General features: G+C 67.0%; 26 protein-coding genes, 1 pseudogene and 2 riboswitches. Of the genes and pseudogenes, 14 read left to right on the top strand and 13 right to left on the bottom strand.

Annotated features, from left to right (window positions below; all coding sequences use genetic code 11):
• Positions 1-18: 18 nt before the first annotated feature.
• A riboswitch (TPP riboswitch) is annotated at positions 19-118 on the top strand.
• Positions 101-946: pseudogene (thiD, locus tag E3O25_RS15550) on the top strand (bifunctional hydroxymethylpyrimidine kinase/phosphomethylpyrimidine kinase); the annotation flags it as partial. Its footprint overlaps the riboswitch before it by 18 nt.
• A 53-nt stretch (positions 947-999) precedes the next feature.
• Here the strand turns inward: thiD and thiE are convergent.
• Positions 1,000-1,644, bottom strand: a complete 645-nt coding sequence (gene thiE / locus E3O25_RS15545; RefSeq protein ID WP_092106389.1) for a thiamine phosphate synthase — start codon at positions 1,642-1,644, stop codon at positions 1,000-1,002.
• Positions 1,645-1,718: 74 nt separating this feature from the next.
• Positions 1,719-1,818, top strand: a riboswitch (TPP riboswitch).
• 36 nt (positions 1,819-1,854) lie between these two features.
• Here thiE and thiO point away from each other — a divergent pair.
• From thiO to moeB, 4 genes are read left to right on the top strand one after another with little or no spacing between them, the layout of a single operon-like run.
• The gene (gene thiO / locus E3O25_RS15540; protein WP_092106387.1) at positions 1,855-3,090 is read left to right on the top strand and encodes a glycine oxidase ThiO; all 1,236 of its coding nucleotides are present in this window, start codon (positions 1,855-1,857) and stop codon (positions 3,088-3,090) included.
• A complete protein-coding gene (gene thiS / locus E3O25_RS15535; RefSeq protein ID WP_166787764.1) occupies positions 3,087-3,329 on the top strand; it encodes a sulfur carrier protein ThiS in 243 nt (80 codons plus the stop codon). The genes thiO and thiS overlap by 4 nt, the downstream gene beginning before the upstream one ends.
• A 26-nt stretch (positions 3,330-3,355) precedes the next feature.
• The gene (locus E3O25_RS15530) at positions 3,356-4,111 is read left to right on the top strand and encodes a thiazole synthase (RefSeq protein ID WP_134361692.1); all 756 of its coding nucleotides are present in this window, start codon (positions 3,356-3,358) and stop codon (positions 4,109-4,111) included.
• A gap of 5 nt (positions 4,112-4,116) precedes the next feature.
• The gene (moeB, locus tag E3O25_RS15525; RefSeq protein ID WP_134361691.1) at positions 4,117-5,277 is read left to right on the top strand and encodes a molybdopterin-synthase adenylyltransferase MoeB; all 1,161 of its coding nucleotides are present in this window, start codon (positions 4,117-4,119) and stop codon (positions 5,275-5,277) included.
• 83 nt (positions 5,278-5,360) lie between these two features.
• On the opposite strand, the gene E3O25_RS15520 is transcribed toward moeB, so the two are convergent.
• From E3O25_RS15520 to E3O25_RS15505, 4 genes are all read right to left on the bottom strand, one after another.
• Positions 5,361-6,797, bottom strand: a complete 1,437-nt coding sequence (locus E3O25_RS15520) for an amidase (protein ID WP_134361590.1) — start codon at positions 6,795-6,797, stop codon at positions 5,361-5,363.
• Between the two features lie 2 nt (positions 6,798-6,799).
• Positions 6,800-8,074, bottom strand: a complete 1,275-nt coding sequence (locus E3O25_RS15515; RefSeq protein ID WP_134361589.1) for a M20 family metallo-hydrolase — start codon at positions 8,072-8,074, stop codon at positions 6,800-6,802.
• A gap of 48 nt (positions 8,075-8,122) precedes the next feature.
• Positions 8,123-9,454 carry an MFS transporter gene (locus E3O25_RS15510; protein WP_134361588.1) on the bottom strand — a complete coding sequence of 444 codons (1,332 nt, stop codon included), beginning with the start codon at positions 9,452-9,454 and terminating at the stop codon, positions 8,123-8,125.
• 292 nt (positions 9,455-9,746) lie between these two features.
• Entirely contained in the window at positions 9,747-10,661 is a 915-nt protein-coding gene (locus tag E3O25_RS15505) for a LysR family transcriptional regulator (RefSeq protein WP_134361587.1), read from the bottom strand.
• A gap of 212 nt (positions 10,662-10,873) precedes the next feature.
• Between E3O25_RS15505 and E3O25_RS17045 the strand changes: the two genes are divergently transcribed.
• Complete coding sequence (locus E3O25_RS17045) at positions 10,874-11,038, top strand: hypothetical protein (RefSeq protein WP_166787763.1); 165 nt, start codon at positions 10,874-10,876, stop codon at positions 11,036-11,038.
• A gap of 107 nt (positions 11,039-11,145) precedes the next feature.
• On the opposite strand, the gene E3O25_RS15500 is transcribed toward E3O25_RS17045, so the two are convergent.
• The 4 genes from E3O25_RS15500 to E3O25_RS15485 all read right to left on the bottom strand — a co-directional run bounded on the left by E3O25_RS15500 (position 11,146) and on the right by E3O25_RS15485 (position 14,466).
• On the bottom strand, positions 11,146-11,448 hold the full coding sequence (locus tag E3O25_RS15500; RefSeq protein WP_134361586.1) for a putative quinol monooxygenase: 303 nt from the start codon (positions 11,446-11,448) through the stop codon (positions 11,146-11,148).
• Positions 11,445-12,245 carry an ATP-binding cassette domain-containing protein gene (locus tag E3O25_RS15495; protein WP_134361585.1) on the bottom strand — a complete coding sequence of 267 codons (801 nt, stop codon included), beginning with the start codon at positions 12,243-12,245 and terminating at the stop codon, positions 11,445-11,447. The genes E3O25_RS15500 and E3O25_RS15495 overlap by 4 nt, the downstream gene beginning before the upstream one ends.
• Complete coding sequence (locus E3O25_RS15490; protein WP_241983969.1) at positions 12,242-13,288, bottom strand: ABC transporter permease; 1,047 nt, start codon at positions 13,286-13,288, stop codon at positions 12,242-12,244. Before E3O25_RS15490 ends, E3O25_RS15495 begins: the two co-directional genes overlap by 4 nt.
• Positions 13,289-13,365: 77 nt before the next feature.
• Positions 13,366-14,466, bottom strand: a complete 1,101-nt coding sequence (locus tag E3O25_RS15485) for a substrate-binding domain-containing protein (RefSeq protein ID WP_134361584.1) — start codon at positions 14,464-14,466, stop codon at positions 13,366-13,368.
• Between the two features lie 168 nt (positions 14,467-14,634).
• Between E3O25_RS15485 and E3O25_RS15480 the strand changes: the two genes are divergently transcribed.
• A complete protein-coding gene (locus E3O25_RS15480; protein WP_092106370.1) occupies positions 14,635-15,633 on the top strand; it encodes a LacI family DNA-binding transcriptional regulator in 999 nt (332 codons plus the stop codon).
• Positions 15,626-16,522 carry a carbohydrate kinase family protein gene (locus E3O25_RS15475; RefSeq protein WP_092106368.1) on the top strand — a complete coding sequence of 299 codons (897 nt, stop codon included), beginning with the start codon at positions 15,626-15,628 and terminating at the stop codon, positions 16,520-16,522. Before E3O25_RS15480 ends, E3O25_RS15475 begins: the two co-directional genes overlap by 8 nt.
• Before the next feature lie 21 nt (positions 16,523-16,543).
• Here the strand turns inward: E3O25_RS15475 and E3O25_RS15470 are convergent, their stop codons facing one another.
• Complete coding sequence (locus E3O25_RS15470) at positions 16,544-17,116, bottom strand: HEAT repeat domain-containing protein (RefSeq protein ID WP_092106365.1); 573 nt, start codon at positions 17,114-17,116, stop codon at positions 16,544-16,546.
• A gap of 215 nt (positions 17,117-17,331) precedes the next feature.
• On the opposite strand from E3O25_RS15470, the gene E3O25_RS15465 reads away from it, so the two are divergent.
• From E3O25_RS15465 to E3O25_RS15455, 3 genes are read left to right on the top strand one after another with little or no spacing between them, the layout of a single operon-like run.
• Complete coding sequence (locus tag E3O25_RS15465) at positions 17,332-18,345, top strand: methionine ABC transporter ATP-binding protein (protein WP_092106363.1); 1,014 nt, start codon at positions 17,332-17,334, stop codon at positions 18,343-18,345.
• Positions 18,342-19,085 (top strand): methionine ABC transporter permease, encoded by a 744-nt coding sequence (locus E3O25_RS15460; RefSeq protein WP_092106361.1) that lies wholly within the window; start codon positions 18,342-18,344, stop codon positions 19,083-19,085. The genes E3O25_RS15465 and E3O25_RS15460 overlap by 4 nt, the downstream gene beginning before the upstream one ends.
• A 25-nt stretch (positions 19,086-19,110) precedes the next feature.
• Positions 19,111-19,941 (top strand): MetQ/NlpA family ABC transporter substrate-binding protein, encoded by an 831-nt coding sequence (locus tag E3O25_RS15455; protein ID WP_134361583.1) that lies wholly within the window; start codon positions 19,111-19,113, stop codon positions 19,939-19,941.
• Positions 19,942-19,989: 48 nt separating this feature from the next.
• Here E3O25_RS15455 and E3O25_RS15450 read toward each other — a convergent pair whose 3' ends face one another.
• Entirely contained in the window at positions 19,990-20,439 is a 450-nt protein-coding gene (locus tag E3O25_RS15450) for a GNAT family N-acetyltransferase (RefSeq protein WP_166787762.1), read from the bottom strand.
• A 71-nt stretch (positions 20,440-20,510) separates the two neighbouring features.
• On the opposite strand from E3O25_RS15450, the gene E3O25_RS15445 reads away from it, so the two are divergent.
• Genes E3O25_RS15445 through E3O25_RS15435 form a run of 3 tightly spaced genes read left to right on the top strand, consistent with a single transcriptional unit; the run spans position 20,511 to position 22,579 of the window.
• Positions 20,511-20,957, top strand: a complete 447-nt coding sequence (locus tag E3O25_RS15445; RefSeq protein WP_092106356.1) for a MaoC family dehydratase N-terminal domain-containing protein — start codon at positions 20,511-20,513, stop codon at positions 20,955-20,957.
• Positions 20,954-21,391 (top strand): MaoC family dehydratase, encoded by a 438-nt coding sequence (locus E3O25_RS15440; protein ID WP_092106353.1) that lies wholly within the window; start codon positions 20,954-20,956, stop codon positions 21,389-21,391. Before E3O25_RS15445 ends, E3O25_RS15440 begins: the two co-directional genes overlap by 4 nt.
• A 3-nt stretch (positions 21,392-21,394) precedes the next feature.
• Positions 21,395-22,579, top strand: coding sequence for a UDP-N-acetylmuramate dehydrogenase (locus tag E3O25_RS15435; protein ID WP_134361582.1), 1,185 nt, complete (start codon positions 21,395-21,397; stop codon positions 22,577-22,579).
• 92 nt (positions 22,580-22,671) lie between these two features.
• Here the strand turns inward: E3O25_RS15435 and E3O25_RS15430 are convergent, their stop codons facing one another.
• Together E3O25_RS15430 and E3O25_RS15425 are read right to left on the bottom strand one after the other, a co-directional pair.
• A complete protein-coding gene (locus E3O25_RS15430) occupies positions 22,672-23,097 on the bottom strand; it encodes a hypothetical protein (protein ID WP_092106349.1) in 426 nt (141 codons plus the stop codon).
• An 8-nt stretch (positions 23,098-23,105) separates the two neighbouring features.
• Positions 23,106-24,740 (bottom strand): PspC domain-containing protein, encoded by a 1,635-nt coding sequence (locus tag E3O25_RS15425; protein WP_166806039.1) that lies wholly within the window; start codon positions 24,738-24,740, stop codon positions 23,106-23,108.

Here is a 24,740-nt window from a genome sequence, read left to right as displayed (position 1 = left end):
GCTGCCGCGTATAGGCTGGCCCGTGACACGGGGTGCTCCACACAGTGTGCGAGCTGAGATCAAAACCCGTTGAACCTGTCTAGTTAGTACTAGCGAAGGAATGTCACGAATGATCGATCGACGCCACCCTCTCACGCTGCGGCAGACGCCCAGGATTCTCAGTATTGCCGGCACCGATCCCACCGGCGGCGCCGGAATTCAGGCCGACCTGAAAAGCATCGCGGCCAACGGCGGCTACGGAATGGCGGTCGTGACTGCCCTGGTCGCGCAGAATACGCGCGGGGTGCGCGCGGTGCACACCCCGCCGGTCCATTTTCTCCGGCAGCAATTGACCGCGGTGAGCGACGACGTGACCATCGACGCCGTCAAGATCGGCATGCTCGCGAATTTCGCGGTGATCACCGAGGTGGGTTCCTGGCTGGAGGAGTGTCGGCCGCCGCTGGTCGTGCTCGACCCGGTGATGGTGGCGACCAGCGGTGACCGGCTGCTCGACGCCTCAGCGGAGCAGGCACTGCGCGACCTGATTCCGCACGCAGACCTCGTCACGCCCAACGTTCCCGAGCTGGCCGTCCTGCTCAATGAGCCAGCGGCGATCGACTGGACCGAGGCTCTCGAACAGGGCGAACGGCTGTCGGCCCGCACCGGAACCACCGTGCTGGTCAAGGGCGGGCACTTCACCGGAACAGCCTGCCCCGATGCTCTGGTAAACACCCACGGGCTGCTCACGCACAAGGTGCTCGAGTTCACGGCGCCGCGCATCGAGACCAGGAATAGTCACGGCACCGGGTGTTCCCTGTCGGCGGCGATGGCGACCGTGCAGGCTCGAAGGGGGAACTGGGCGCAGTCCCTCGCCGAGGTCAAGGACTGGCTCCAGGATGCCCTGGCCCACGCTGACGAGCTCGAGGTCGGCCGGGGAAACGGTCCGATCCACCACTTTCATCGGCTGTTCGCGCGCGCAGGCGCCTCCTCCAGTCCGGGTGCACGGGCCTGACCGTTCGATTAGTCGAGCGGGGGCAGGCTGGCCAGAAGCCGCTGCGCGGCATCCGTCGGGTCGTCGGCGTCGGTGATCGCCCGCACCACGACCACCCGAGTGGCGCCGGCCTCGACCACCTGGTCGATGGTGCCGAGGTCGATACCGCCGATGGCAAACCACGGGCGCGGGCTGGCAGCGGATGCGCTCTGCTCGGCCGCGTAGCCCAGCAACTCGGTTCCGACCGCGGCGCGACCGGGCTTGGTCGGCGTGGCCCAGACCGGGCCGACGCAGAAGTAATCGAGATTGTCGGCGGCGAGCGCGGCATCCACTTGCTCGGGGGTGTGCGTGGACAGGCCGATCCGCGGGGCCGGGCCGAGCAAAGTGCGGGCCGAGGCGAGCGGCAGGTCGGTCTGCCCGACGTGGAACACCGGAGCGCCGGCGAGACCGGCGATATCCGCCCGGTCGTTGACGGCCCAGAGCCGGGCCCGTTGCTCGGCGACCGTGCGCAGAATTTCGAGATAGTCGAGCTCTTCGGCGGCATCGATGGTCTTGTCGCGCAGTTGGATGATGTCGACCCCGCCGGCGAACGCGGCGTGCACGAAGTCAGCGAAATCACCCCGATCCTTACGCGCATCGGTGCAGAGATACAGCCGGGCGGTCATCTGGTCCATTTGTCCAACATTAGGTGGCTGCTGCCCGGCCTCGGGCGCCGCAGCGGGCTCGAGGCGTGAGCGCGTATAGGCTGGGCCCTGACACGGGGTGCTCCATATTGTGTGCGAGCTGAGATCGATACCCGCTGAACCTGTCTAGTTAGCACTAGCGAAGGAATGTCCGCATGATCGATAGCACTCGCCACCCGTCCCCACTCTGCGAAGCGCGCCATGAGTGAGCGGCGGGCCCATCGCAGCGTCGACGTTGCCGTCATCGGTGGCGGCATCATCGGTCTCGGCATCGCCTGGGCCGTGGCGCAGACCGGCCGCACGGCGGTCGTCATCGACCCGGATCCGGCCGGAGGTGCCACCTTCGCGGCCGCCGGAATGCTCGCGGCAGTGAGCGAACTGCATTACCAGGAGGAGGCGCTCCTCGAGCTCATGCTCGCCTCCTCGGCGCTGTATCCCGCCTTCATCGAATCGCTCGGAACCGCGTCGGACCTCACCGGGTACCAGAGAACCAGAACCATCAACGTCGGTGCCGAAGCGGCCGATCGGCAAGCGCTCGCCGACCTTCGCGGCGTACAACTGGTCAACGGGCTGGGCGTTGAGCCCCTGACCGTTCGCGAAGCACGTGAGCTCGAGCCGCTGCTGAGTCCGCGCATTTCCGGTGCCTTCCTGGTGGGCCAGGATCATCAGGTTGACCCGCGCCAGCTCACCGCGCGCATCCAGCTCGCGTTGGTCGGGCTCGTCAGAGACGGCCAGCCAGCCGTGCTTCGCGTGCGTGCCCGTGGGCTCCTGCACGACGTTGCAGCGGATGCCTCCTCGCGCGTCACCGGCGTGGCCCTGGTTGATGGCTCAACGGTCAGCGCGACCGAAGTGGTCGTGGCCAACGGGCTCGGGGCGGCCGACCTGAGCGGGCTGCCCGAGCACCTGCGCCTGCCGCTGCGCCCGGTCTATGGTGAGGTCCTTCGGCTGCGTGTTCCCGAGCACCTTCGGCCGTTGCTCACCTGCACGGTGCGCGGCCTGGTGCACGGCGTGCCGGTCTATCTGGTCCCCCGCACCGACGGAACGCTCGTGATCGGAGCCACCCAGCGTGAAGACGGCTCGAGCGCGGTGTCGGCCGGTGGCGTTCACCAACTGCTGCGGGACGCCCAGGAGCTGGTGCCGGCGGTCAGCGAACTCGAACTTCTCGAGGTGACCGCTCGGGCGCGGCCGGGAACGCCCGACAATGCGCCGCTGCTCGGTCGGGTCAGCCGTTCCGGAGCCGACAGTGGCGATATTCCCGGCCTCATCATCGCCACCGGATTCTTTCGCCACGGGGTGCTGCTCACCCCGATGGCTGCCCAGCACTGTGTTGACCTCATCGAGGGGAACGCCACGGATCGGTGGCGGAGCTTTCGGCCGGATCGTTTCTCGGCGAGCCGGGTTCTCGCATCCGCTTCGCTCAACGGAGGCCACTCGTGACCGTCACCATCACCGTCAACGGCCAGAGCCGAACCGTGCGGGCCGGTGGCAGCGTGACCGACCTCGTAGCCCAGATCACCGATCGCCCCATTGACGCAGAGGGCCGGGCCGACGACGGGGGCCGTCTCGGCGTGGCCGTCGCGCGGAATGCCGCGGTCGTTCCCCGCAGCCAGTGGTCGTGCACCCGGTTTGCCGCCGGCGATGAAGTTGAAATCGTTTCTGCGGTTCAGGGAGGTTGATCGTGCCCACACACACTGACAGTCTGATGATTGACGGCGTCGAGTTCACCTCGCGCCTGATCATGGGTACCGGGGGCGCGCCGAGCGTGCACGGCCTCGGCGAGGCGCTGCGTGCCTCCGGAACCGAACTCACGACCGTCGCGATGCGGCGCCACAGTGTGGCGAGCTCCGAGTCGCTCTTCGAGCTGCTGCTGCAGCATTCCATTCGCGTGCTGCCGAACACCGCCGGCTGTTTCACGGCGCGCGAGGCCGTGCTGACCGCCGAGCTGGCCAGGGAGCCCCTCGAGACCCACTGGATCAAGCTCGAAGTCATCGCCGATGAGCTGACCCTGCTGCCCGACGCGGTCGAACTGGTGGAGGCCACCGAACAGCTCGTCGCGCGGGGCTTCAAGGTCTTCGCCTACACAAATGACGACCCCGTGCTCGCCCTGCGGCTCGAACATCTTGGCGCCGTGGCCGTGATGCCGCTGGGGGCGCCGATCGGCACCGGGCTCGGCATTCTCAACCGGCACAATATCGAGCTGATCGTGGCCCGCGCCGGCATCCCCGTGGTGCTCGACGCCGGCATCGGCACCGCCTCCGACGCCGCCCTCGCCATGGAATTGGGCTGTGACGCCGTGCTGCTGGCCACCGCGGTCACCCGCGCGCAAAACCCGGCGCTCATGGCCGACGCCTTCAAACACGCCGTGATCGCGGGCCGGCGCGCGTCGCTGGCCGGCCGCATCCCGCGGCGCGACCTCGCCCTGGCGTCGTCACCCGTGATCGGACGGCCCGACCTGTGAAGCGGATGCCGGCGCTCGCGCCGCTCGTCGAACCGGGCGAGCCGCTCACCACGGCCGAACGGGAGCGGTACTCCCGCCACATTCTCCTACCCGAAATCGGCCTGCTCGGCCAGCGCCGGCTGAAGAATGCGCGCGTACTCGTGATCGGAGCTGGCGGTCTCGGTTCGCCGGTGCTGCTCTACCTCGCCGCCGCCGGTGTGGGCACCATCGGCATCGTCGACCATGACACGGTGGACCTGAGCAACCTGCAACGCCAGGTCATCCACGGCGTCGCCGATTTGGGCCGGTCGAAACTGCAATCCGCCGCCGCGGCGGTCGCCGAGCTCAACCCACTCGTCACCGTGCACCAGCACGACGTCTGGCTGTCAGCGGCCAACGCGCTCGAACTGTTCGCCCGGTACGACCTCATCCTCGACGGCGCCGACACCTTCGCCACCCGCTATCTGGTCAGCGATGCCGCAGCGCTGCTCGGCAAGCCCTGCGTCTGGGGCTCCATCCTGCGCTTCGACGGGCAGGTCAGTGTCTTCTGGAATCGGCACGGTCCCACCTACCGCGACCTGTATCCGGAAGCGCCGACGGCCGGGACGGTACCCGGGTGCGGCGAGGGCGGAGTGTTCGGAATGCTGTGCGGAACGATCGGTTCCACGATGGTCGCCGAAGCCGTCAAACTCATCACCGGGGTGGGACGTACCCTGCTCGGCCGGGTCGTGCTGTTCAACGCGCTCGACGCCTCGTGGCGCGAAATCACGATTGCGCCCGACCCCGCTACCGAGCCGGTCACCGAACTGATCGACTACGACCTGTTCTGCGGCACGCCCCCGGCGTCGCCTCAGGGGGACCAGTCCATCTCCGTGCACCAGCTCGCCGCCATGCTCGATGCGCGCTCACGCGGCGAGCTCGACTTCGATCTCGTCGACGTTCGTGAACCAGAGGAATATGCGATCGTGCACATTGCCGGATCGCTGCTGGTACCCAAGGGCGGCATCCTCTCGGGGCAGGCCCGCCTCGCCCGCGACCGCGACATTATCGTGCACTGCAAGGCCGGCCCCCGCGCCGCAGCCGTACTGGCCGAGCTGCAGCGCCGGGGGTACGCGCAGGTGCGCCAGGTTGAGGGCGGAATCGTGGCCTGGACCAGGGAAATCGAGCCCGCGCTGCCAACCTATTGAGTGAGCCGCAGCTCGCGGCACGTGTTTGAGAACGTGGCACTGGTTTGAACGCAGGCCGTCATCTCAAACAGGGGCCACGAGGGTCAGTCGCCGATCAGGGCGTAGCGGTGGGCCCAGGGGCGCAGCATCTCGACGGCGGCACCGACCCGAAAGACCGTGTCGTCATCAAAGGGATGCCCGACAATCTGCACTCCGGTCGGGATACCGCAGTCGGCCATGCCGCTCGGAACCGCCAGCACCGGGCAGCGGTTCGCGATGTTGAAGGGCACGGTCATGTGCGCCTGCCAATAGTGGTCGAGGTGCTCGCCGCCGGTCCTGATGCCGTTCAGATAGTGATCGTCGGCGGTCAGCGACGCCACCGCCGAGGTCGGGCAGATCAGGGCGTCGAACCCGCTCATCACAGCGGCGAGTTGGCCCTGCAGACGGGTTTCGGCGCTGAGCCCGTCGAGAAAACGGGTGCCGGCGGTCGCAGCGCGGGCATCGGCCATGAACTGCACCGTATACGCGGCGAGCCCGCTCTCGGCGCCGCGGGTCTCGTCCTCCATGGCGGGCCCGAGAGTATGACCGAAGTGGGTGAACGACACCCGGTGCATCTCGGCCGTGGTCCACGGCAGTTCGACCTCCTCGACGATCGCCCCGGCGCTCTGCAGCGCCGCAGCGACCGCGCGGGTGTTCGCCTCCACGTCGGCATCGACGAGGTAGTCGCCGAGTCGAATGCACAGGGCGATGCGGAGGCCGCGCGCCGAGGCCCACGCCCCGGACAGCGGTGCGGTGTCGGCGAGCGAGGTATGGTCGCCGGGGTGCCGGCCGGCCATCACGTTGGCGAGCAGGGCGGCATCCGCTACCGTGCGGGCCATCGGGCCGTCGCCGCGATAGTGGTCGGCGGCGAGCGGCGCTACACCCGGGATGCGGCCGTACGGTGCCTTGAACCCGACGGTTCCGGTGAAGGCCGCCGGCAGACGGGTCGATCCGGCAATGTCCGAGCCGGTGGCGAGCGGCGTAAAACCCGCCGCGAGGGCAGCGCCGGAACCGCCCGAGGAGCCGCCGGGGGAGAGTGCCAGGTTGAACGGATTGCGGGTGACGCCCCAGAGCGGCGAGTGGGTCACCGTGGCACAGCAGAATTCGGGCGTCGTGGTGCGGGCGTGCACGATGCCGCCGGCCGAGCGGATGCGGCTGATCACCGGATGATCGGCGTTCGCCACCACCGCGCGCTGGGCCACGAGCCCGTTGCTGAGCACGTGCCCGGCGAGGGAATGCTTCTCCTTCGCCGCGACCGGCAGACCGAGCAGTGGGGCGAGAGCGCCGCCGGCCCGGTACTGTTGCTCGGCGTTGCGGGCCGACTCTCGTGCCGCATCGACCAACTGCTCGGTGAGCGCGTTGACCCGCGGGTTGACCGCGTCGATGCGCTGAAGGACCGACTCGAGCAGCTCGATTGGCGACAGGTCGCGCGACCGAAACAGGTTGAGCGCCTCGGTTGCGCCGAGGTAGTGCAGGTCGGTCGCCGTGGTCGTGCCCGACACCGTTACGCCCGGACCGTCGACGCCAGTGCGGGGGCCGTGGCCGAGTCGACCAGGGCGCCGTTGACCAGATCGGTAGTGACCTCGGTGAGCAGCGCGAGCCCGGCAACCATGTCGGCATCCGTGGTGAATTCGCGTTCGCAGTGCGAGACGCCGTCGACGCTCGGAATGAACAACATGATCGAGGGCACGATGGTGTTCATCGCTACCGAGTCGTGGCCGGCCATCGTCTGGATGCGGCGGGTGGAGAGCCCGGCCCGCACGGCGGCTGCCTCGGCCAGCTGCAGGCCGTTCTCCGGAAAATACCGGATCGGACGAACATCGAAATCGGTCACAGTGATCTGGATGTCGTGTTCGACGGCGAGAGCAGCGATTTTCTCGAGCAGGGTCGCGCGGGCCGTCTGCACGATCTGTGGGTCGCCGCTGCGCAGATCGGCGACCAGGCGCACCCGGCGGGCGACGACGATAGGGGAGTTGGGTTCGAGGGTCAGCTGCCCGACCGAGGACACGATGGCCTCGTCGGCGAAGTCGGTAGTGACTTCGCGCACCATGAGGATGATCTTCGCGGCAGCGACGAGGGCGTCGTGGCGATCGGCCATGGCGGTCGCCCCGGTGTGCGACTGCTCGCCGAGCACCTCGATGTCGAGCTTCTGGGTGTACCAGCTGCGGTCGACGACGCCGATCGCGATCTCTTCGCGCTCCAAAATGCGACCCTGTTCAATGTGGATCTCGGCGTAGCTCACGGTGACCGGGCGCGGGTCGGTGCCGAGGTAGCCGATCTCGGCGAGGGCGGCGCGAGCGGTCACCCCGGCCAGGTCCGTCACGTCGAGCATCTTCTCCTGATCGAACAGGCCGGCGAACACGCTGCTGCCCATGACGCTCGGTGCGAACCGGCCGCCCTCTTCGTTGAACCAGTTCACGACGGCGAGGTTGAACGACGGCGCCGTGCCGCTCGCTCGCATCAGCTCGTCGACGTTGCGGGCCGCGTGCAGGGCCGCGAGCACGCCGTAGGCACCGTCGAATCGTCCGCCGAGCGGCTGGCTGTCGAGGTGCGAACCAACGAGCACGTAGGGTGCGCCGGGGGTCCACTCGATCAGCCCGAACATGTTGCCGATGCCGTCAACGTGCAGGGTGTAGCCGGCGTCGGTGATCCACTTTGAGAACCACGCGCGGCTTTGCGCGTCTTCGGCGGTGGCGGCCTGGCGGTCGACGCCCTGTCGGGGTGTGGCACCGATGGTGGCGACGTGGTGGAAGTCCGTGAGAAAATCAGCGGATGACATGTGTGCTCCTTTAATACAGCGAGTGATGCGCGAACGGATGCTGAGGTGTCAGCCCAGGCGCCCCCGCGTTTCCGGCACCTTGGTGAGGGTCACGAGCAGGAACACGATCACGGCTGCTCCGGCCATGTAGAAGCCGGGGGCGAAGGCGACCCCCGAGCTGGCGACGAGGGCCGTGCCGACGAGCGGTGCCGTACCGCCGAAGATGGCGTAACCGAGGTTGTAGCTCACGGCGGCGCTCGTGAAACGGGTTCTGGTCGTGAAGATCTCGACGAAGAAGGTGTAGCAGCCGCCGCCGTAAATGCACAGCGGAATCACGAACAGCATCTGGCCGAGCAAGGCGAGGGGCAGGCTGCCGCTCGTGACGAGCATGAAGCTCGGGATGGCGACAATTGCGATCGCGGCCGACCCGGCGATGAGCATGGGCTTGCGCCCAACCCGGTCGCCGATGCGCCCGCCGATCGGCAGCAGCACGGCGTACAGGGCGAGGGCTGCCGCATTGGCCAGCAGGGACTGTTCGCGGCTGAGGTTACCGGTGGTCTGTACGTAGGCCACGAAGTAGGCCGAGAGAAAGTAGAAGCCCATCGCGGTGAGGCCCATGACGAAGATGACCTGCACCATGCGCAGTTTGTTCTCTCGGAAGGATTCCCTGACCGGGCTGAACTCCTTCGTCCTGGTGGCCTGGGCGTCGGTGAACGATTTACTCTCGCTGGTCTTGCTGCGAATCCACACCCCGAACAGGGCCAGGGGCAGGGCGAGAAGGAACGGCAGTCGCCAGCCCCAGGCGGTGAACGACTCGTCGGACATGCTCTGGCTGAGGATGAGAATCATCGTGCCGGCGAACACCGACGGCAGGGCGGTGGCCGCGATGGTGATGTTCAGCCAGAGTCCGCGGCGGTTGATCGGTGCGTGTTCGAACACGAACGAGGGTGCGCCGACCGATTCGCCGCCGGCCGAAAAGCCCTGCACGAGCCGTAACAGCAGCAACAGCAGGGGAGCCCAGACACCGATCTGGTCGAAGGTCGGCAGCAACCCCATGCACGCGGTCGCGGTACCGATGGCGAGCAGGGTGATGGCCAGCACCTTGCGACGCCCGATCTTGTCGCCGAGCGCGCCGAAGAACAGGCCGCCAAGCGGACGAATGACGAAGGCGACGCCGAAAGTCGCGAAGGTGGCCAACAGGGCCAGGATCGGGTCCGAGCTGGGAAAAAATAGCTGGGAGAAGATCACGGCCGTGAGGCCGTACAGGGTGAAATCGTAGAACTCGATGAACTGGCCGATGCTGCCGCCGAGCAGCACGCGCTTCTGCAGGCCGGTGATTTTCTGCGGCGGAGCGGTCTCGGCTGGCGGACTGATCGGGGCGGTGGCTTCGGTCGTGGTCATGAGATCCACCGTACGATCGCGATGATTCCGGCGGTCGCCGCTGCGTTTCTGGCCGGTGAACTCTGCGGGGGCCGTATGTCGGTCATATTGCGGGGCATCCGCTGGTGTGTAACCGGGGCGACACATTAATTGTCTGCTCGAACACTGATCCTCCTTGATCACAGCGGTCCCGATCCCGGTCGCAGACGAGCCGCGCCGGGAGTGTGCGACCGATTGTGGTCAAGCTTGCGCGCGTCGAAAGACCCTTGTCCAATTGATTCTCATGGCCGACCGCATCGGTTTTGGTGATGGGTTATGGCCGGGTCGCGCCATACAGCCGGCGGCAGATCTCGTCGAAGGCCAGGGCGCGTCGGGTGGGCAGGGTGCTCTCGAGCCGCACGAGCATCACCTCGCTCGGCGGAAATTCGTCGGTCAACCGCAGCGGCACCACCCGGCCACCGGAGTAGGGCACATCGTTGTAGACCCGCTGGTTGAGCAGCGCATAACCGTGGCCCTGGGCCACGAAGGAGCGCACTGTTTCATAGCCGGCGAACCGGTGACGCACGTTGGGCGCCACCCCGGCGAGCGCGAACAGGCTCTCGTAATATTCCCGGCTGTGCGGCAGATCGAGCAGAATGAGCGGTTCGCCGGCCAGGTCTTTCAGGGCGATCTCCTGGCCGGGCGTGTTCGCGGCTCGGTGTCCTTCGGGAACGATGACGTGCGGCGGAACCCGCTCGAGCACCTGGCTCGAGAATCCACTGCCGAGGCCGTGGCCATACATGAGGGCGAGGTCACAGCGTCCCTTGCGCAGCGCGGTCTGCAGGGAGGCGAGGTCGGCTTCGAGAAAGGTCACGTCGACTCCGGGATGGGTGGCCTCGAATGCCTTGAGAATGGCCGGCAGTCGAAAAGAGGCCAGCGGGGAGAACACGCCGACGGTCAGCTCGCCGGTCAGGGTCTCGGCGGCACCGTAGGCCGACTCGAACAGGGAATCAGCGTGGTCGAGAAAGCCCTTCAGGTCGAGCGCGAACCGGCGACCGGTCGGCGTGAGTTTGAGCCCGGTCGAGGGGTTACGTAGAAACAGCTGGGCGCCGAGGGTGCGCTCCAACTCCGCCATCGCGGTGGAGACGGCGGACTGGCTCACCAACAGCCGAGCCGCCGCCTGCGTCATGCTCTCCAGTTCGGCCACGACGGCGAAATACCGCAACTGGGTGAGGGTGAAGTGTCGCATCGGGCTCCAGGTCGGGTAGCAGGCGGGAACGCGAGCACTCCGCCCGAGCGAATGGATCGCTCAATCGTAACGCCCGGCATCCGTACGGAGGCGAATGAGCAGCCACCGCGACACGCAAGCGGATGCCCTGCGGCATCCGCTTGCGACCCTCGATTGGGGGGTACTATCGCTGCAATCGGGATCTTCCCGCGCATGACATGAAAGGTCGGACTATGAATCCGTTACTCATCATTGTGGCCGTTGTTGCGGTGGTGCTGCTCATTACCGGAGGGCTGGTGCAGTCGCTTCAATTTCTGCTCTGGGTCGGTATCGTGCTCGCGATCATCGCGGTGATCATGTTCCTGATGCGATCGATGTCCGGACGCAAGAGCGTCTAACGCTGCAGGGCCGCAGAGCAGCCGGCACAAGGAGAATGGACTCCTCGTGCCGGCTGTTTCTGTAGCCGTGAACTGCTGTACCGGACCCCGCCTGGTCGGGGCCTGGCTCAGACCAGGGGGGCCAGAAAAGTGAGCGTCGAACCGTCGCCCTCGACGAGTGGTGCGAGTGCCAGGTTGAACGCTGCACCGTAGGCGGCGGCGCGGTGGGCGTCGAACGCGGCAGGGTCGCGGTACTCCTCATAGACAAAGAAGGCCGCCGGGTCGCTGCCGAGCCGGTGCGGGTCGAAGCGAATGCAGCCTGCCTCCTGGCGCACGTGAATCGTGAGGCCCTGCAGCAGGCGGGAAACTTCCTTCTCGTGCCCGGGAAGCGCCGTGAACTCGGCGTACAGGGCGATCACCGGCCCGGTCATGCTTTGCGTGCCCCGGTCATGATCGCGACCGCGTCGGTCATGCTGTGCGACTGCGGGGTGATCGTGGTCGCACACTTGCCCAGCCGTTGAATATGGATGCGGTCGGCGACCTCGAACACGTGCGGCATGTTGTGGCTGATCAGGATGACCGGGATGCCGCGGTCGCGCAGATTTTTCACGAGCTGCAGCACCTGGTTCGACTCGCGCACACCGAGAGCTGCGGTGGGTTCGTCGAGCACGACGACCTTCGACCCGAATGCGGCCGCGCGGGCCACAGCCACGGCCTGGCGCTGCCCGCCGGAGAGGTTCTCCACCGGCACCGTGACGTCCTGCAGGGTGGTGATGCCAAGATCGGCGAGTTGTTGGCGTGCCTTCTTGCGCATGCCCTTCTTGTCGACCATGCGAAAGACCGAGCCGAGAATGCCCTTTCGGCGTTCCTCGCGGCCGAGAAACAGGTTGCTGGCCACGTCCAGGGCCGGCGACACCGCGAGGGTCTGGTACACGGTTTCGATACCCGCCAGGTGGGCGTCCTGCGGCCTCTTGAAGTGCACCGGCCTACCGTCGAGCAGAATCTCGCCCTCGTCGGCGAGCTCCGCTCCGGTCAGGCATTTGATGAGCGTGGATTTGCCGGCGCCGTTGTCCCCGATGATGGCCAGGACTTCTCCCGGGTAGAGGCTGAGGCTCACCCCGTCGAGGCCCACGACTCGCCCGTACGTTTTCACGAGGTTTTTCGCCTGCAGGATGGGCTGGCGAGTTTCTGCGGCCGGCGTGGCGGCGGCATCCGCTGTGAGGGTCATTTGCGTACCTTTCGAATCCACTGGTCGACCGAGACGGCCACGATGATGAGCACGCCGACTGCGAAGGTTTGCCACAGCACGTCGAGGCCGGCCAGGGAAAGACCGTTGCGGAAGACGCCGACGATGAGGGCGCCGAGCAGGGTTCCCCAGACCGTGCCGCGGCCACCGAACAGGCTGGTTCCGCCGATGACGACGGCGGTGATCGAGTCGAGGTTGAGTTCACCGCTGGCGTTGGGGGAGGCAGCATTGCTGCGGCCGATCTGAATCCAGGCGCCGATGGCAAGAATCGCGCCTGCAGCGAGGTAAACGCTCATGAGCACCCGGTTGACCCGGATTCCGGCGAGGCGGGCGGCCTCCTTATCGTCGCCGACCGCGTAAACGTGGCGACCCCAGGAGGTGTTGTTCAGAATGAAGGCGATCGCGAAGTAGAGCACGAGCATCATGAGCACACCGGTGGTGAAATTGACACCGCCGATGTTGAAGGTCGTGCCGGACCAGGTCAGCAAATCGGGCATCTCGCCGCCGCGCACCGTGGCGCCGGCGGTGTAGAGCAGGGTGAGGGCCAGAAAGATGTTGAGGGTACCCAGGGTGACGATGAACGGGGGGAGCCGCAGCTTGGTCACCAGGAATCCGTTGAAGGCTCCAGCGGCGAGGCCGACCAGGAGACCGAGCAGCAGACCGAGAATGGCGGGCATGCCGGTCTCGATGGTGATCTGGGCGGTGACCATCATGGCGAGCACCATCACCGCGCCAACCGAGAGGTCGATGCCGGCCGTGAGGATGATGAGGGTCTGGGCTATGGCCAGGGTGCCGACCACGGCCACCTGCTGGGTGATCAGCGACAGGTTGGCCGGGTTGAGAAACCGCTCGTTGAGCAGGCCGAAAACGATGATGGCCAGGATCAGCACGATGGCCGGACTGAGCGCCGGGTAACGATGCATGACGTTGCGCAGGCGGCTGAGCGGTGTAGTGCGGTCGAGGAATTCCTCGGCCAGATCATGCGGCCCGGTGGTTGCCGGTACCTGTTGGGTGGACTGACTCACGAGCGACCTCCATTGGTCGAGGGTAGGAGCAGGAATGCGCGGGATGCCCGTGAGCCGGGCATCCCGCGCGTGGGGTTTTAGCCCCAGCAGATCTCTGCGGCGGCTGTGGTGTCGATCGACTCGACCCCGGGCTGCGAATCGTCGGTGACGAGGGCGACACCGGTGTCGAAGAAGTCGAGGCCCGCGGTCACCTCGGGCGTCGTGCCCGAGTCAACGAGGTCGAAGATCGCCTGCACACCGAGTTCCGCCATCTTGACCGGGTACTGCTGGGCGGTCGCCCCGATGAAGCCGTCCTTCACCTGGCTGACGCCTTCGCAGCCGCCGTCGACGGAGACGATGATCATGTCGGTCTTGCCGGCGGCCTTGAAGGCCTGGTATGCACCGTAGGCGGCCGGTTCGTTGATCGTGTAGACCACGTTGATGTCGGGGTTCTGGCTGAGCAGGTTCTCGGCACCGGTGCGGCCGCCGTCTTCAGCGCCCGTGGTGGCTTCGCTGCCGACGATCTCATAGTCGCCGCCGCTGTAGCTGCCGGTTTTCTCTTCGTCGCCGTTCTTCTCCACGTCGACGGTGTCGATACCCATGCCGTCAAGAAAGCCCTGGTCGCGGTTGTAGTCGACCGAGACGATCTTGTCATCGAACAGGTCGAGCAGCGCGATCGTGGCCTTGTCGCCATCGAGCTTGGCTGCGGCCCACTTGCCGATCTCCTGGCCGGCCGCAAAATTGTCGGTGGCGAAGGTGATGTCAACGGCGTCGGGGTTGGTGGGCGGGGTGTCCAGGGCAATGACGAAGAGTCCGGCGTCGCGCGCCTTGACCAGGGCGTCTTCAACGCCCGGGCCGTTGACGGTGATCAGGATGCCCTTGTCGCCCTTGGAGATGGAGTTCTCGATGGCCTGGATTTGGGTGTCTTCGTCGCCGTCTTCCTTGCCGGCGGCGAGGGTGAGCGTGATACCGAGGTCGTCGGCGGCGGTCTGGGCGCCTTCCTGCATGGCGATGAAGAAGGGGTTGCTGGTGGTTTTGACGATCAGCGAAACGCCGATCTCGTTGCTGCTGCCGCCGTCGCTGGCGCCATCGGAGGCCCCGCCGCTGGAACAGCCGGCGAAGCCGAGCGTAGCCAGGGTGGCGACGGAAGCCGCGGCGATGAAACGCCGTGAGCCCATGCTGTGTGTGGTGCGATTCATCGGTGAATCTCCTCTGATTAGACGGGAGACAAACTCCCTGACAACGATGTCAGTGATATTTTTAGACCACATTTGCTATAGAGTCAAGGCACTTAATCAAGTTGGAGATTAATCGTGACAACGATGTCGGCTGGTAGCCCCGGGGGTGCGCCGCGCGCTCGCCCAACCATGCGCCAGGTCGCCGCCTTGGCCGGCGTCGGCACTAAGACGGTGTCTCGAGTCATCAACGGTGAGCCCAACGTGTCGTCGGCCATGATCGCCAAGGTGAAGCAGGCTGCGGACAGTCTCGACTATCAACCCGACCTGCACGCCGGCAACCTGCGCCGTGCCGATGGGCGCACCAAGACGCTCGGCCTGCTCGTCGGCAGCGTCGCCAACCCGTTCTACGGAACGCTGCACCGTGCCGTCGAAGAGGCCGCAAGTGCACGCGGCATCGCGGTGTTCGCCTCGAGCCTCGACGACGATCCCGACCGCGAACAGGGCCTGGTCTCAGCGTTCCTGCAGCGGCGCGTCGACGGTCTGATCCTGACCACGGTCACGAAAAGTCAGGCCTATCTGGCCCCGGAGCTGCGCCGCGGAACCCCGCTGGTCTTCATCGACCGCGAGCCGGCCGGCATCGAAGCGGATGCCGTCGTCAGCGACAACGCAGCCGGTTCCGCCCTCGCCACCCGCCACCTGCTCGAACACGGCCACCGCCGGATTGCCTATCTGGGTGACCTCGATTCCATCCAGACGGCCCGCGAACGTCGTCGTGGGTTTCTCGAGGAACTGGGACGAGCGGGCGTTGCCACCCGCGACATCCCAGTCGTCGTCGATCTGCACGACGAAGTCGCAGCGAATCGGGCCGTGCTGGCCCTGCTCGACTCGACCGACCCGCCGACGGCGTTGTTCACCAGCCAGAACCTCGTCACCATCGGCGCTATCACCGCGCTGCGTGCCCGCGCCCTGCAGAACCGAGTGGCTCTGGTCGGGTTCGACGATATTTCCCTCGCCGACCTGCTCACCCCCGGTATCACCGTCATCGCCCAGAACCCGCAGCGAATCGGCGAGCTCGCGGCCGAGCGGCTGCTGGCGCGCCTCGACGGTGATCGCACCCCGACGCATTCCTATGTCGTGCCGACCGAGCTCATCGCTCGCGGCTCCGGAGAGATTGGACCCCATGCCTGAACTCACTGTTCCCGCCCGCATCGTCGTGGTCGGTGATGCCCTGATCGACGTGCTGCGTGACTCGGCCGAGAGCCGGGAATTCCCCGGTGGCGCCGCCTTGAACGTGGCCGTCGGCCTGGCTGTGCTCGGAGTGCCGACGGCCCTGATCGCGATGGTCGGTGATGACGCCGACGGCGCGGTGCTGCGCGCTTTCCTCGACCAGTACGGCGTCGAGCTCATCGCGACCGTCGGCCCGCTCGGGTCGTCGCGGGCGGTGTCCGACCGCACTGAGGGCGAGCCGCGCTACTTCTTCAACGACGCTGCAAAGGCGCGCCGCATCGAGTTCGGCACGAATGAGCGCGCTGCGCTGGGCACCGCCGAGCTCGTCGTCGTGAGCTGCTTTCCGTTCGACGACACCGCGCAAACCGAAGCCTTCGCCGCCTGCGTCACCGACCCGGAGCGTCGACTGGTTATCGACCCCAACCCGCGAGCCGGCATGCTGCACGACGGGCCGCGGTTCGTGCGTAATTTTGAAGCGCTCGCCGCGCGCAGCCTGCTCGTCAAGGTCGGCGATGAAGACGCCGACCTGCTCTACGACAGCACGCTTGATGAGCTGAGGGAACGGCTCGTCGACGCCGGCGCCCACACCGTGCTGGCGACCGCCGGACGTTTGGGAGCCTCGGTCGCGTTCGCGAACACGGGGCTGATCAGCGTGCCGATCGCGCAGCTCGACGGTCCGGTCATCGACACGATGGGTGCCGGGGACGCGACGCTGGCGGCATCCGTTCGCACGATCGTGAAGGACGGGGTGCCGCAGGATTCCGCCGCCTGGCAGGCCCTGTTGGCCGACGCCATGCTCGCCGCCGCCGCCACCTGCCGGCACGAGGGCGCGCTGCTCCGGCGGCCGTAGCGAGCGGATGCCCGCGGCAGGTTACGCCTCGGGCTCGGCCGCCGCGTCGATCAGCTTCAGGCGTGAACGGATGGAGTCGCGAGCCTGCTGGGCGGCGCGGCGCACCTCCTTGTCGGAGTCGCGCAGGCGCACCTCGATCGTGGCGATATTGGCTTCGGTGCCTTGATCGGCGAGGGCATGCAGCGCGGCGCTTCGTACGCGGGGGTGCTCGTCGGTGGTGAGGCGCACGAGCTTGGGCACAACCTGCAGGCCGCGCAGCAGCACGACCTTGGCGCACATCTCGCGCACCCGCCAGGCCTGATTGTTCAGGCCGACGACGATGTACGGCGCGGCCTGTTCGCCCCAGACGTGCAGCAGCGCGCGGGCGCCCCACAGCTCGGGCCAGTACAGCGCGGGAGCACCCTCGAGAATGCCGAGCGCGTGGCGTCCGCCGGCATAGAGCAGAAAGTCTTTACCGGCGTTCTTGGCACGCAGCAACGCCACGGAATTGTCGATGACGACGTTCTCGCCGTAGTGCGCGACGGCGGCGCGAATGCGTTCCTCGGTCGGCAGGTCAATCGGAAGGTCGGGGTGCGGAATCAATTTGTTTTGCATAGCCCTCTAACGCTACCTCCCCGCACCCCTCTCCCGCCCGCGAGAGCGCAGAAAATGCCCGATTGAGCGGGCCAAACGGGCACTTTCTGCGCTCTGGCGACCCGGGGTAATACGACGCAACAGAGGCGTGCGGGATTTGGCGGGCCGTCCGTCGGTCGACAAACTGGAGCCGTTGCGGTAAATGGGTACCGTGCCTCAACCAGGCCGGGTGCCCAGTGATCTCCGTCAAACACGTCTTCAAAACCTTCGGGTCGGGCGCCGCCGCCACGACCGCCCTCGACGATGTCAGCCTCGAGGTGGCCCGCGGCGAGATCTTCGGTGTGATCGGCCAGAGCGGAGCCGGCAAGAGCACCCTCATCCGTGCGATCAACCTGCTGGAACGCCCCAACAGCGGCACGGTCACGGTCGACGGCGAGGAGCTCACCCGGCTCTCGCCCGACCAGTTGCGCCTGGCCCGCCGCAAGATCGGTATGGTGTTTCAACACTTCAACCTGCTCGCCGGGCGCACGGCCCAGGGCAACGTTGAGCTGGGCCTGGAAATTGCCGGGGTCGGCGGCGCCGAACGCCGCAGGCGCTCACTCGAGATTCTCGACCTGGTCGGACTCGCCGACAAGGCCGGCGCGTATCCAGCCGAACTCTCCGGCGGGCAGAAGCAGCGCGTCGGCATAGCTCGGGCGCTCGCCGGCAACCCGCGTATTCTGCTCTCCGACGAGGCCACCAGCGCCCTCGACCCCGAGACCACGCGCTCCATCCTTGACCTCGTGAAAACGATCAACGTGCAGCTTGGCCTCACCGTGCTGCTCATCACGCACGAAATGGATGTCGTCAAACGGGTCTGCGACTCGGCCGCCATGCTCGAGAATGGTCGCATCCTCGAGCAGGGTTCGATCGTGTCACTCATCTCGACGCCGGGCTCCCGACTGGCCCACGAGCTGTTCCCGCTCGGCGAGATCGCCCCGCACCCCGGCAACACCGTGATCGAGATCACCTTCAGCGGCGGCTCGGCCGACCGACCGGTGATCGCCCAGCTGGCCCGCAGCTACGGCCTCGACGTGAGCATCCTCGGCGCCGCCGTCGAGACCATTGGCGGCAACCAGGCCGGGCGCACCCGCCTCGAGTTGCCGGGCACACCGCTCTTCAACGCCGCCCCGATCAATGACCTGCGCGGACAGGGACTGCTCGTGGAGATCGTCGGCGACGGCGCCGTCGTGCAAGGAGCTCACGCATGATCGACCCCACCGCTCCCGGCTTTTGGCCTGGACTGTTCCAGGTGCTCCTCGTTGGCACCGGCGAGACCCTGTATATGGTCGGTGTCGCCGTGCTGGTCACCGTTCTGGTGGGACTGCCGCTCGGCATCCTGCTGGTCGGCACCGAACGCGGGGGACTGTTCGAGGCCCCATTCGGGTCGCGGCCGCTCGGCCGGGTCGTCAACCGGGTGCTTGAATTCGTCGTCAACCTCGGCCGTTCGGTGCCGTTCATCATTCTGATGGTCGCCTTGATTCCCTTCACCAGGCTGGTAATCGGAACCTTCATCGGGTCGACCGCCGCCATCGTGCCGCTCGCCGTCGTGGCCATCCCGTTTTTCGCCCGCATGGTTGAGATCGCCATCAAGGAGGTCGATTCCGGCCTCGTGGAAGCGGCCGAGTCGCTCGGGGCGACCCGCTGGCAGATCGTCGCCAAGGTGCTCGTACCGGAGTCGCTGTCGCCCCTGATCCTGGGTCTGTCCACCACGGTGACCTCGATCATCAACTTCTCCGCCATGGTCGGAACGGTCGCCGGCGGCGGTCTGGGCCAGGTCGCCATCCAGTACGGCTACCAGCGCTACAGCACCATCCACATGGTCGCCGTCATCATTCTCATCTTCATCATCGTCATGATGCTGCAGGGGCTCGCAACGTGGCTGGCTCGTCGTTTCTCCCACCGCGCCCGGCCGGCCCGAAGCCGCGCCGCCGTTCCCACTGCCATCTAATTCGTCCAACACGAAAAGAGACACCTTGAAGCTCACCACCCGTGCCGGCCGCCTCGCCGGCGTCTACCTCGCCGCATCCGCGCTGCTGACCCTGTCGGCCTGCGCCGCCGCCGAGCCCACCGCCACCGAGGGCGACGCCGCGACCCTCGGCACGATCAACGTCGGTGCGCTCGCGACGCCGGCCGGGGACATCATCAAGTTCGTGCAAGACAACCTTGCCGCCGACGCCGGTCTCGAGATCGTCTACAAGGACTTCACCGACTACACCACGCCGAACGTGGCCCTCACCGACGGTTCGATCGATGCGAACCTGTTTCAGCACGCCACGTTCCTCGACACCTTCAACAGCTCCACCGGCGGCGACCTGGTCAGCCTCGGCGCGATCTACCTGCCGAGCGCCGCGTTCTACAGCGACACGGTGACCAGCGTCGACGACCTCGAAGACGGCGCTCGCATCGCGATCCCGAACGACCCGTCGAACGAAGGACGCGCTCTCGAGAAGCTCGCCGCCGAAGGGCTCATCGAGGTGGCCGATTCGCCGACCACGCTCGCCGACGTGACCGCCAACCCGCGCGACTTCGAGTTCGTTGAGATCGAGAATGCCACCCTGCCGCAGGCCGTCGCCGATGTCGACGCCGCCTTCGTCACGATCTCCTTCGCGCTGCCAGCCGGATTGAGTGCCGACGACGCGATCCTGATCGAAGGCACCGACAGCCCCTACTCGAACGTGCTCGCCACGACGCCGGAGCTTCAGAACGACCCTCGCGTGGTCAAGCTGCTCGAACTGCTGCTCTCGGCCGAAACCCAACAGTACATGACCGACACCTGGGGCGGACTGGTCATCCCGACCGCGTAACACTGTTCAAGCGGATGCTCGCCACGGCAGTGGGCGGGCGTCCGCTGGTTAACGCGTGAGGTCCAGCTCAAAGCCGGAGGCGTGCTCGTAGATGCCGTAGTTGCCGATCTCGGTGAAGCCGAGACTGCGATACAGGGCGAGTGCTTCGGGCTGGGCGTAGCCGGTTTCCAGGCGCAACCGCTCGTAGCCGAGGCTGCGGGCGAGGTGCTCGAGTTCGCGCAGAATTGTTTTCGCGTGGCCCTGGCGGCGGTAATCCGGGTTGGTCCACATGCGTTTGACCTCGGCGGTCGTGGCACTGAATTGGTGCAGGCCGCCGCCGGCGACCGTCGTGTCGCCGTCGACGAGTACGAGAAAGCCGCCGAATGGTGGATCGAACTCGGCACCGTCAACGTCGTGCACGGAATCGCCATCGCCGTAGCGGGTCTCGTATTCGTGGTGCAGGTCGAGCAGAAGAGGGGCGACCTCGGGGTCACCGAGGCGCACGGATACACATTTCACGGTTACCAGTGTGCGCCCTGTCGCGGTCTGTTCCTGACAGTGTCGGGAACCACTCTTAGTAGACTCGACGGGTGTCAGTGAACCCAGAGTTGCAGGGGCGGGTCTTTCCGCCGGTCGCACCGTATCTTGTCGGCCGTGAAAAGGTGCGCGAATTCTCCCGCGCCGTGTTCGCGACCAACCCGATCAACCACGATCCCGAAGCGGCCCGCGCAGCCGGCCACAACGACGTCGTCGCCCCGCCCACCTTCGCCGTGGTCGTGCAGGAGGCTACGCTGGCCCAGCTGCTCGCCGAACCGGGCGCCGGCATCGACTTCACCCGCGTCGTGCACGGCGACCAGCGCTTCAGCTACTCCCGCCCCATCGTGGCCGGCGACGTACTCACCGCGACGCTCGCGGTGACGAGTATCAAGACCCTCGGTGGCCACGCGATGGTGACCGCGGAGTCCACGATCGTCGACGCCGCCGGCGCCCACGTCGTGACCGCCATCTCCACCCTCGTCGTCAGGGGAGACGAATGACCCCCGCCTCACCCATCAGATCAGTGACCGAGCTCACGGTGGGCAGCGTTGTCGCCGAGGCGAGTTTCTCCCTGACCCGCGATTCCCTCGTGCGCTACGCCGGGGCATCCGGTGATTTCAACCCCATTCACTACCGCGACGATGTCGCTCAGTCGGTGGGACTGCCGGGTGTGCTCGCCCACGGCATGCTCACCATGGGCCTGGCCGTGCAGCCCGTCGTTGACTGGGCCGGCGACCCGGCGCGGGTGGTCGACTACCAGGTGCGTTTCACCCGCCCCGTCTTCGTCGATGCCGCGGATGGCGCCACGGTGTCTGTGGTCGCCAAGGTGGGCGCACTCGACCTGGAAGCTGGCATAGCTCGCATCGACCTGACGGTCATGTTCAACGGCGCTACCGTTCTCGGCAAGGCGCAGGCGCGCGTCAACCTGGCCTGACCCATGATCGAACCGGTTGATCTCAGCACCCTCACCACCTTTCGCGTCGGCGGGCCGCCCGCCGCCCGGGTAGCGCCGGTCACCGAACAGGACCTCATCAACGAGACTCTCGTGGTCTGGGGCCTGGAAGAGAACTGGTTGCTGCTGGGCGGCGGCTCCAACACCGTCGTCGCCGACGAGGGTTTCGACGGCATCGTCATTCAGGTGGTGACCCGGGGTCTCGAGGTGCTCACTGTCGGCCGCGACACCGGCAGCGAAGCGGATGCCGCCCCCACCGCCGGCATTGAACCGGGAGCCCGGGTTCGCCTGCGCGTGCAGGCCGGCGAACCGTGGGACGAACTCGTCGCGTACACCGTCGATCACGGCTGGGCCGGCATCGAAGCGCTGTCGGGTATTCCGGGATCGTGCGGCGCGGCGCCGGTGCAGAACATCGGTGCCTACGGCCAGGAACTCTCCGACAGTCTCGTCGCGGTCGATTTTCTCTCCTACGAGAGCGGCGAAGTGGAACGGCTTGAACGCGCCGACCTCGACCTCGGCTACCGCACTTCGGCGCTCAAGCAGGGCCTGCGCGGGGTCGTGCTCGCCATCGAACTGGAGCTGCATGACACCGCGGCGGAGGCATCCGTCTTGGGGAGCCCCCTTGGCCAGCCGCTCAAGTACGCCCAGCTCGCCGGTGCGCTCGGCGTGCAGCTCGGCGACCGCGTGCCGCTGCCGGTCGTGCGCGCGACCGTGCTCGGCCTGCGGGCCGGCAAGGGGATGGTGCTCGACCCGAACGATCCCGACACGTTCAGCGCCGGTTCGTTCTTCACCAACCCGATCGTCACCGAGACCTTTGCTCGCTCGCTGCCAGCGGACGCCCCGCGCTGGCCGCTTGAGAACGAGCCGGCTGACCGGGTGATTCCCCTGGAGGAATATATGGGGGTCGGGCCCGTTCCCGGTGAGGAGCCGGTGCGCCTGGTCAAGCTCAGCGCGGCGTGGCTGATCGAGCAGGCCGGGGTCCGTCGCGGATTTCGGCTGCCCGGGTCGAGGGCGGCCGTGTCGAGCAAGCACACCCTCGCCCTGACCAACAGGGGCGGGGCGACCGCGGCCGAGGTGGCCGAGCTGGCGCGGTACGTGCTCGGCCGGGTGCAGGCCGAGTTCGGGGTGAACCTGCAGCCGGAGCCCGTGCTGGTGGGGCTGACGCTCTAGCCCACGAGTGCCGGTGCCGCCGAGGTGTGAGTTTGAGCCCATTTCTCGCGAAAATGGCGCTTTCGTTCACACCTCGGCACCGTGGAGGCGCTTCAGTCGGCGCGTCGGGCTGCGGCAGCAATGCCGGCCACGACAAGCCCGAGCCCGACCGCGATCACCCCACCGAGCAGCCAGAGCGTGGGATCCGGTGGTACCGGCAGCAGGGTGAACACCACCATGTAGGTGGCGAAGGCGAGCAACAGGATCCCCCAGAGAATCGTGCCGAAGCGGGGGCGCAGCCGCGGTGGGGCGGCGGCAGTGATTTCGGCGGTGGTCGGCTTGTCGGTGTTCGGGGCGAAGAAGTTCTTCGTGACGTCGTGCTCTTCGGCCAGAAAAGCCGATTCCGGATACGGCAGGGTCGGATTCGCCGATGCGGGCGCCGACACATTCTTCGTGGGAGTTGCGTCGCTGCCCCGGCGGCTCGCGGAGAAGTCCTCGGTGGGGGCGTCGGAGCCGGTGGTGTTCTGTGGTGTGGTCATGAGGGGTCCTAGTTGTTGGAGGAATCGAGCGTAACGACGCCGGTGAGGGTCCAGATGCGCACGAGCGGACCGTCGCTGCGGCTGTTCGCGTTGAAGGCGCGCTGGTCGAAAGAGAACACGCCGGTCTGCTCGCCGTTTTCGGCCGCCACAGCGCGTCCCGAGTACTCGACACCGCCGACCAGCGCGCGCGATTCGACGCGTACCGGAGCATTGGCCGGCAGCTGGATGTCGGTGGCGCCGACGAGGAGCCAAACGTCGATGACGCGGTCTTCGTTCAGCCCGGGGTTGTCGAAATCGCTCAGGTCGAGAGTTGTATTCCCCACGATCATGGCGTAGCTGGAGGCAGGGTCAGCCGCGGCCGAATTCGCGCTCGGTGACCAGACGGTATTGCCGACAACCGAGAATTGCGTGCCTTGGGGGAACACACCGAGCACGACGAGAGTGGCCGCGGCCAGAAAGGCGAAGCCGCCCATGGCGCCGTCGGTGCGTCCGCGAATACCGGCGACGACGATGCCGAGTGCGAGCACTCCGAGGGCGAACGCTACACCGAGAATGATGGCATCCTGCGACCAGACGCCGTTCGAATTCACTCCGGCTGCCACGGCGCCGGTGGCCAGGGCCAGGCCGAGCACGATCGCGCTGAAGCCGGCCCCGGGGCGGCGAGCCCGAATCCGGGCACGGTGGGCTGCCTGGCGGGCCCGGTTCTGTTCCTGCCAGGCCCTGTTCTGCTCAGAGCGGATGTCCCTGGCCGAGTTCTGCGCGTACGCCGCGTAGGGGTTGGTGGGCGGATAGGTTGTGGGGTCGGCCTGGGGGGTGGCCTGAGTGGCGGTCTGTGGGGTGGTCGTGGTCGTACGAGCGGCGGCGAACGCCAGGGTTGGGGCGGTCTCGCTCGTACTGTCGGTGCTGCTTCCGGTGGTGCTTCCGGTCGTCGTCGCTGGGTCGACTGCTGGGTCTTCTGCTGAGTCGGCCGGTGGGGCGCTCGACGCGGAGGTCTCGAGTGGCGTGGTGGGGGCATCCGTCTGCGGGGGGCCGGCAAATGGTCGCGGGTCGTAGACACTGCCGGGACCGAACGGGCCGACCGGGGGAGCGAAGGGGCCGAATCCTCCGCTTGCGCCTGCTCCGGCGCCAGCACCGGGTGCCGAGCGAGGTTTCTTCGCGCGGCGCACCAAATAGACGACCAGCCAGACGCTGCCGGCCGCCAAAGCCAGGCCCCAACCGACCGAAAGCATGGTGGAGAGCCAGTCGGGGAGGGCCCAGAACCCGGTCGGGCCGTTCCACCAGAGTCCACGGAACATCGGCACGACGGTGAACAGGAGAAGCGCGCCGATCGCGATCATGGCTGGCTCGAAGCGACCGCGAATGGCCTCTTCGGCGTAGATGCGGCCGCCGCCGCGCGGCAGGAGCGCCCAGCCCACGGCGTACGCGAAGACGACGGGACCGCCGAGGATGGCGATCACGACGACGATGCCGCGCACGATGAGCGGGTCGAGCCCGGTGCGGGCTGCGATGCCGCCGCAGACGCCGGCGATCCAGCGGTCGCCGTCACGGTTCACGCCGCTGCCGCGGATCCAGTCGAAGAAGCGCGCGATTTGGTCTGGTCGCGGCGGTTGATGAGGTGCTTGAGCCCTCGGTGTGTCGGTCAT

Origin of the sequence: Cryobacterium sp. TMT1-3 (assembly GCF_004402315.1) — a bacterium.
Taxonomy (GTDB): domain Bacteria; phylum Actinomycetota; class Actinomycetes; order Actinomycetales; family Microbacteriaceae; genus Cryobacterium; species Cryobacterium luteum.
Note: the sequence above shows the minus strand (reverse complement) of the source record. Positions and strands in the feature narration are given on the sequence as shown.

Excerpts from the sequence above, each read along its gene's own strand:
- thiE (WP_092106389.1), bottom strand. The coding sequence starts at position 1,644 with ATGGACCAGATGACCGCCCGGCTGTATCTCTGCACCGATGCGCGTAAG.
- thiO (WP_092106387.1), top strand. The coding sequence starts at position 1,855 with ATGAGTGAGCGGCGGGCCCATCGCAGCGTCGACGTTGCCGTCATCGGT.
- E3O25_RS15530 (WP_134361692.1), top strand. The coding sequence starts at position 3,356 with ATGATTGACGGCGTCGAGTTCACCTCGCGCCTGATCATGGGTACCGGG.
- moeB (WP_134361691.1), top strand. The coding sequence starts at position 4,117 with ATGCCGGCGCTCGCGCCGCTCGTCGAACCGGGCGAGCCGCTCACCACG.
- E3O25_RS15515 (WP_134361589.1), bottom strand. The coding sequence starts at position 8,074 with ATGTCATCCGCTGATTTTCTCACGGACTTCCACCACGTCGCCACCATC.
- E3O25_RS15510 (WP_134361588.1), bottom strand. The coding sequence starts at position 9,454 with ATGACCACGACCGAAGCCACCGCCCCGATCAGTCCGCCAGCCGAGACC.
- E3O25_RS15505 (WP_134361587.1), bottom strand. The coding sequence starts at position 10,661 with ATGCGACACTTCACCCTCACCCAGTTGCGGTATTTCGCCGTCGTGGCC.
- E3O25_RS17045 (WP_166787763.1), top strand. The coding sequence starts at position 10,874 with ATGAATCCGTTACTCATCATTGTGGCCGTTGTTGCGGTGGTGCTGCTC.
- E3O25_RS15500 (WP_134361586.1), bottom strand. The coding sequence starts at position 11,448 with ATGACCGGGCCGGTGATCGCCCTGTACGCCGAGTTCACGGCGCTTCCC.
- E3O25_RS15495 (WP_134361585.1), bottom strand. The coding sequence starts at position 12,245 with ATGACCCTCACAGCGGATGCCGCCGCCACGCCGGCCGCAGAAACTCGC.
- E3O25_RS15485 (WP_134361584.1), bottom strand. The coding sequence starts at position 14,466 with ATGAATCGCACCACACACAGCATGGGCTCACGGCGTTTCATCGCCGCG.
- E3O25_RS15480 (WP_092106370.1), top strand. The coding sequence starts at position 14,635 with ATGCGCCAGGTCGCCGCCTTGGCCGGCGTCGGCACTAAGACGGTGTCT.
- E3O25_RS15475 (WP_092106368.1), top strand. The coding sequence starts at position 15,626 with ATGCCTGAACTCACTGTTCCCGCCCGCATCGTCGTGGTCGGTGATGCC.
- E3O25_RS15470 (WP_092106365.1), bottom strand. The coding sequence starts at position 17,116 with ATGCAAAACAAATTGATTCCGCACCCCGACCTTCCGATTGACCTGCCG.
- E3O25_RS15460 (WP_092106361.1), top strand. The coding sequence starts at position 18,342 with ATGATCGACCCCACCGCTCCCGGCTTTTGGCCTGGACTGTTCCAGGTG.
- E3O25_RS15440 (WP_092106353.1), top strand. The coding sequence starts at position 20,954 with ATGACCCCCGCCTCACCCATCAGATCAGTGACCGAGCTCACGGTGGGC.
- E3O25_RS15435 (WP_134361582.1), top strand. The coding sequence starts at position 21,395 with ATGATCGAACCGGTTGATCTCAGCACCCTCACCACCTTTCGCGTCGGC.
- E3O25_RS15430 (WP_092106349.1), bottom strand. The coding sequence starts at position 23,097 with ATGACCACACCACAGAACACCACCGGCTCCGACGCCCCCACCGAGGAC.
- E3O25_RS15425 (WP_166806039.1), bottom strand. The coding sequence starts at position 24,740 with ATGACCGACACACCGAGGGCTCAAGCACCTCATCAACCGCCGCGACCA.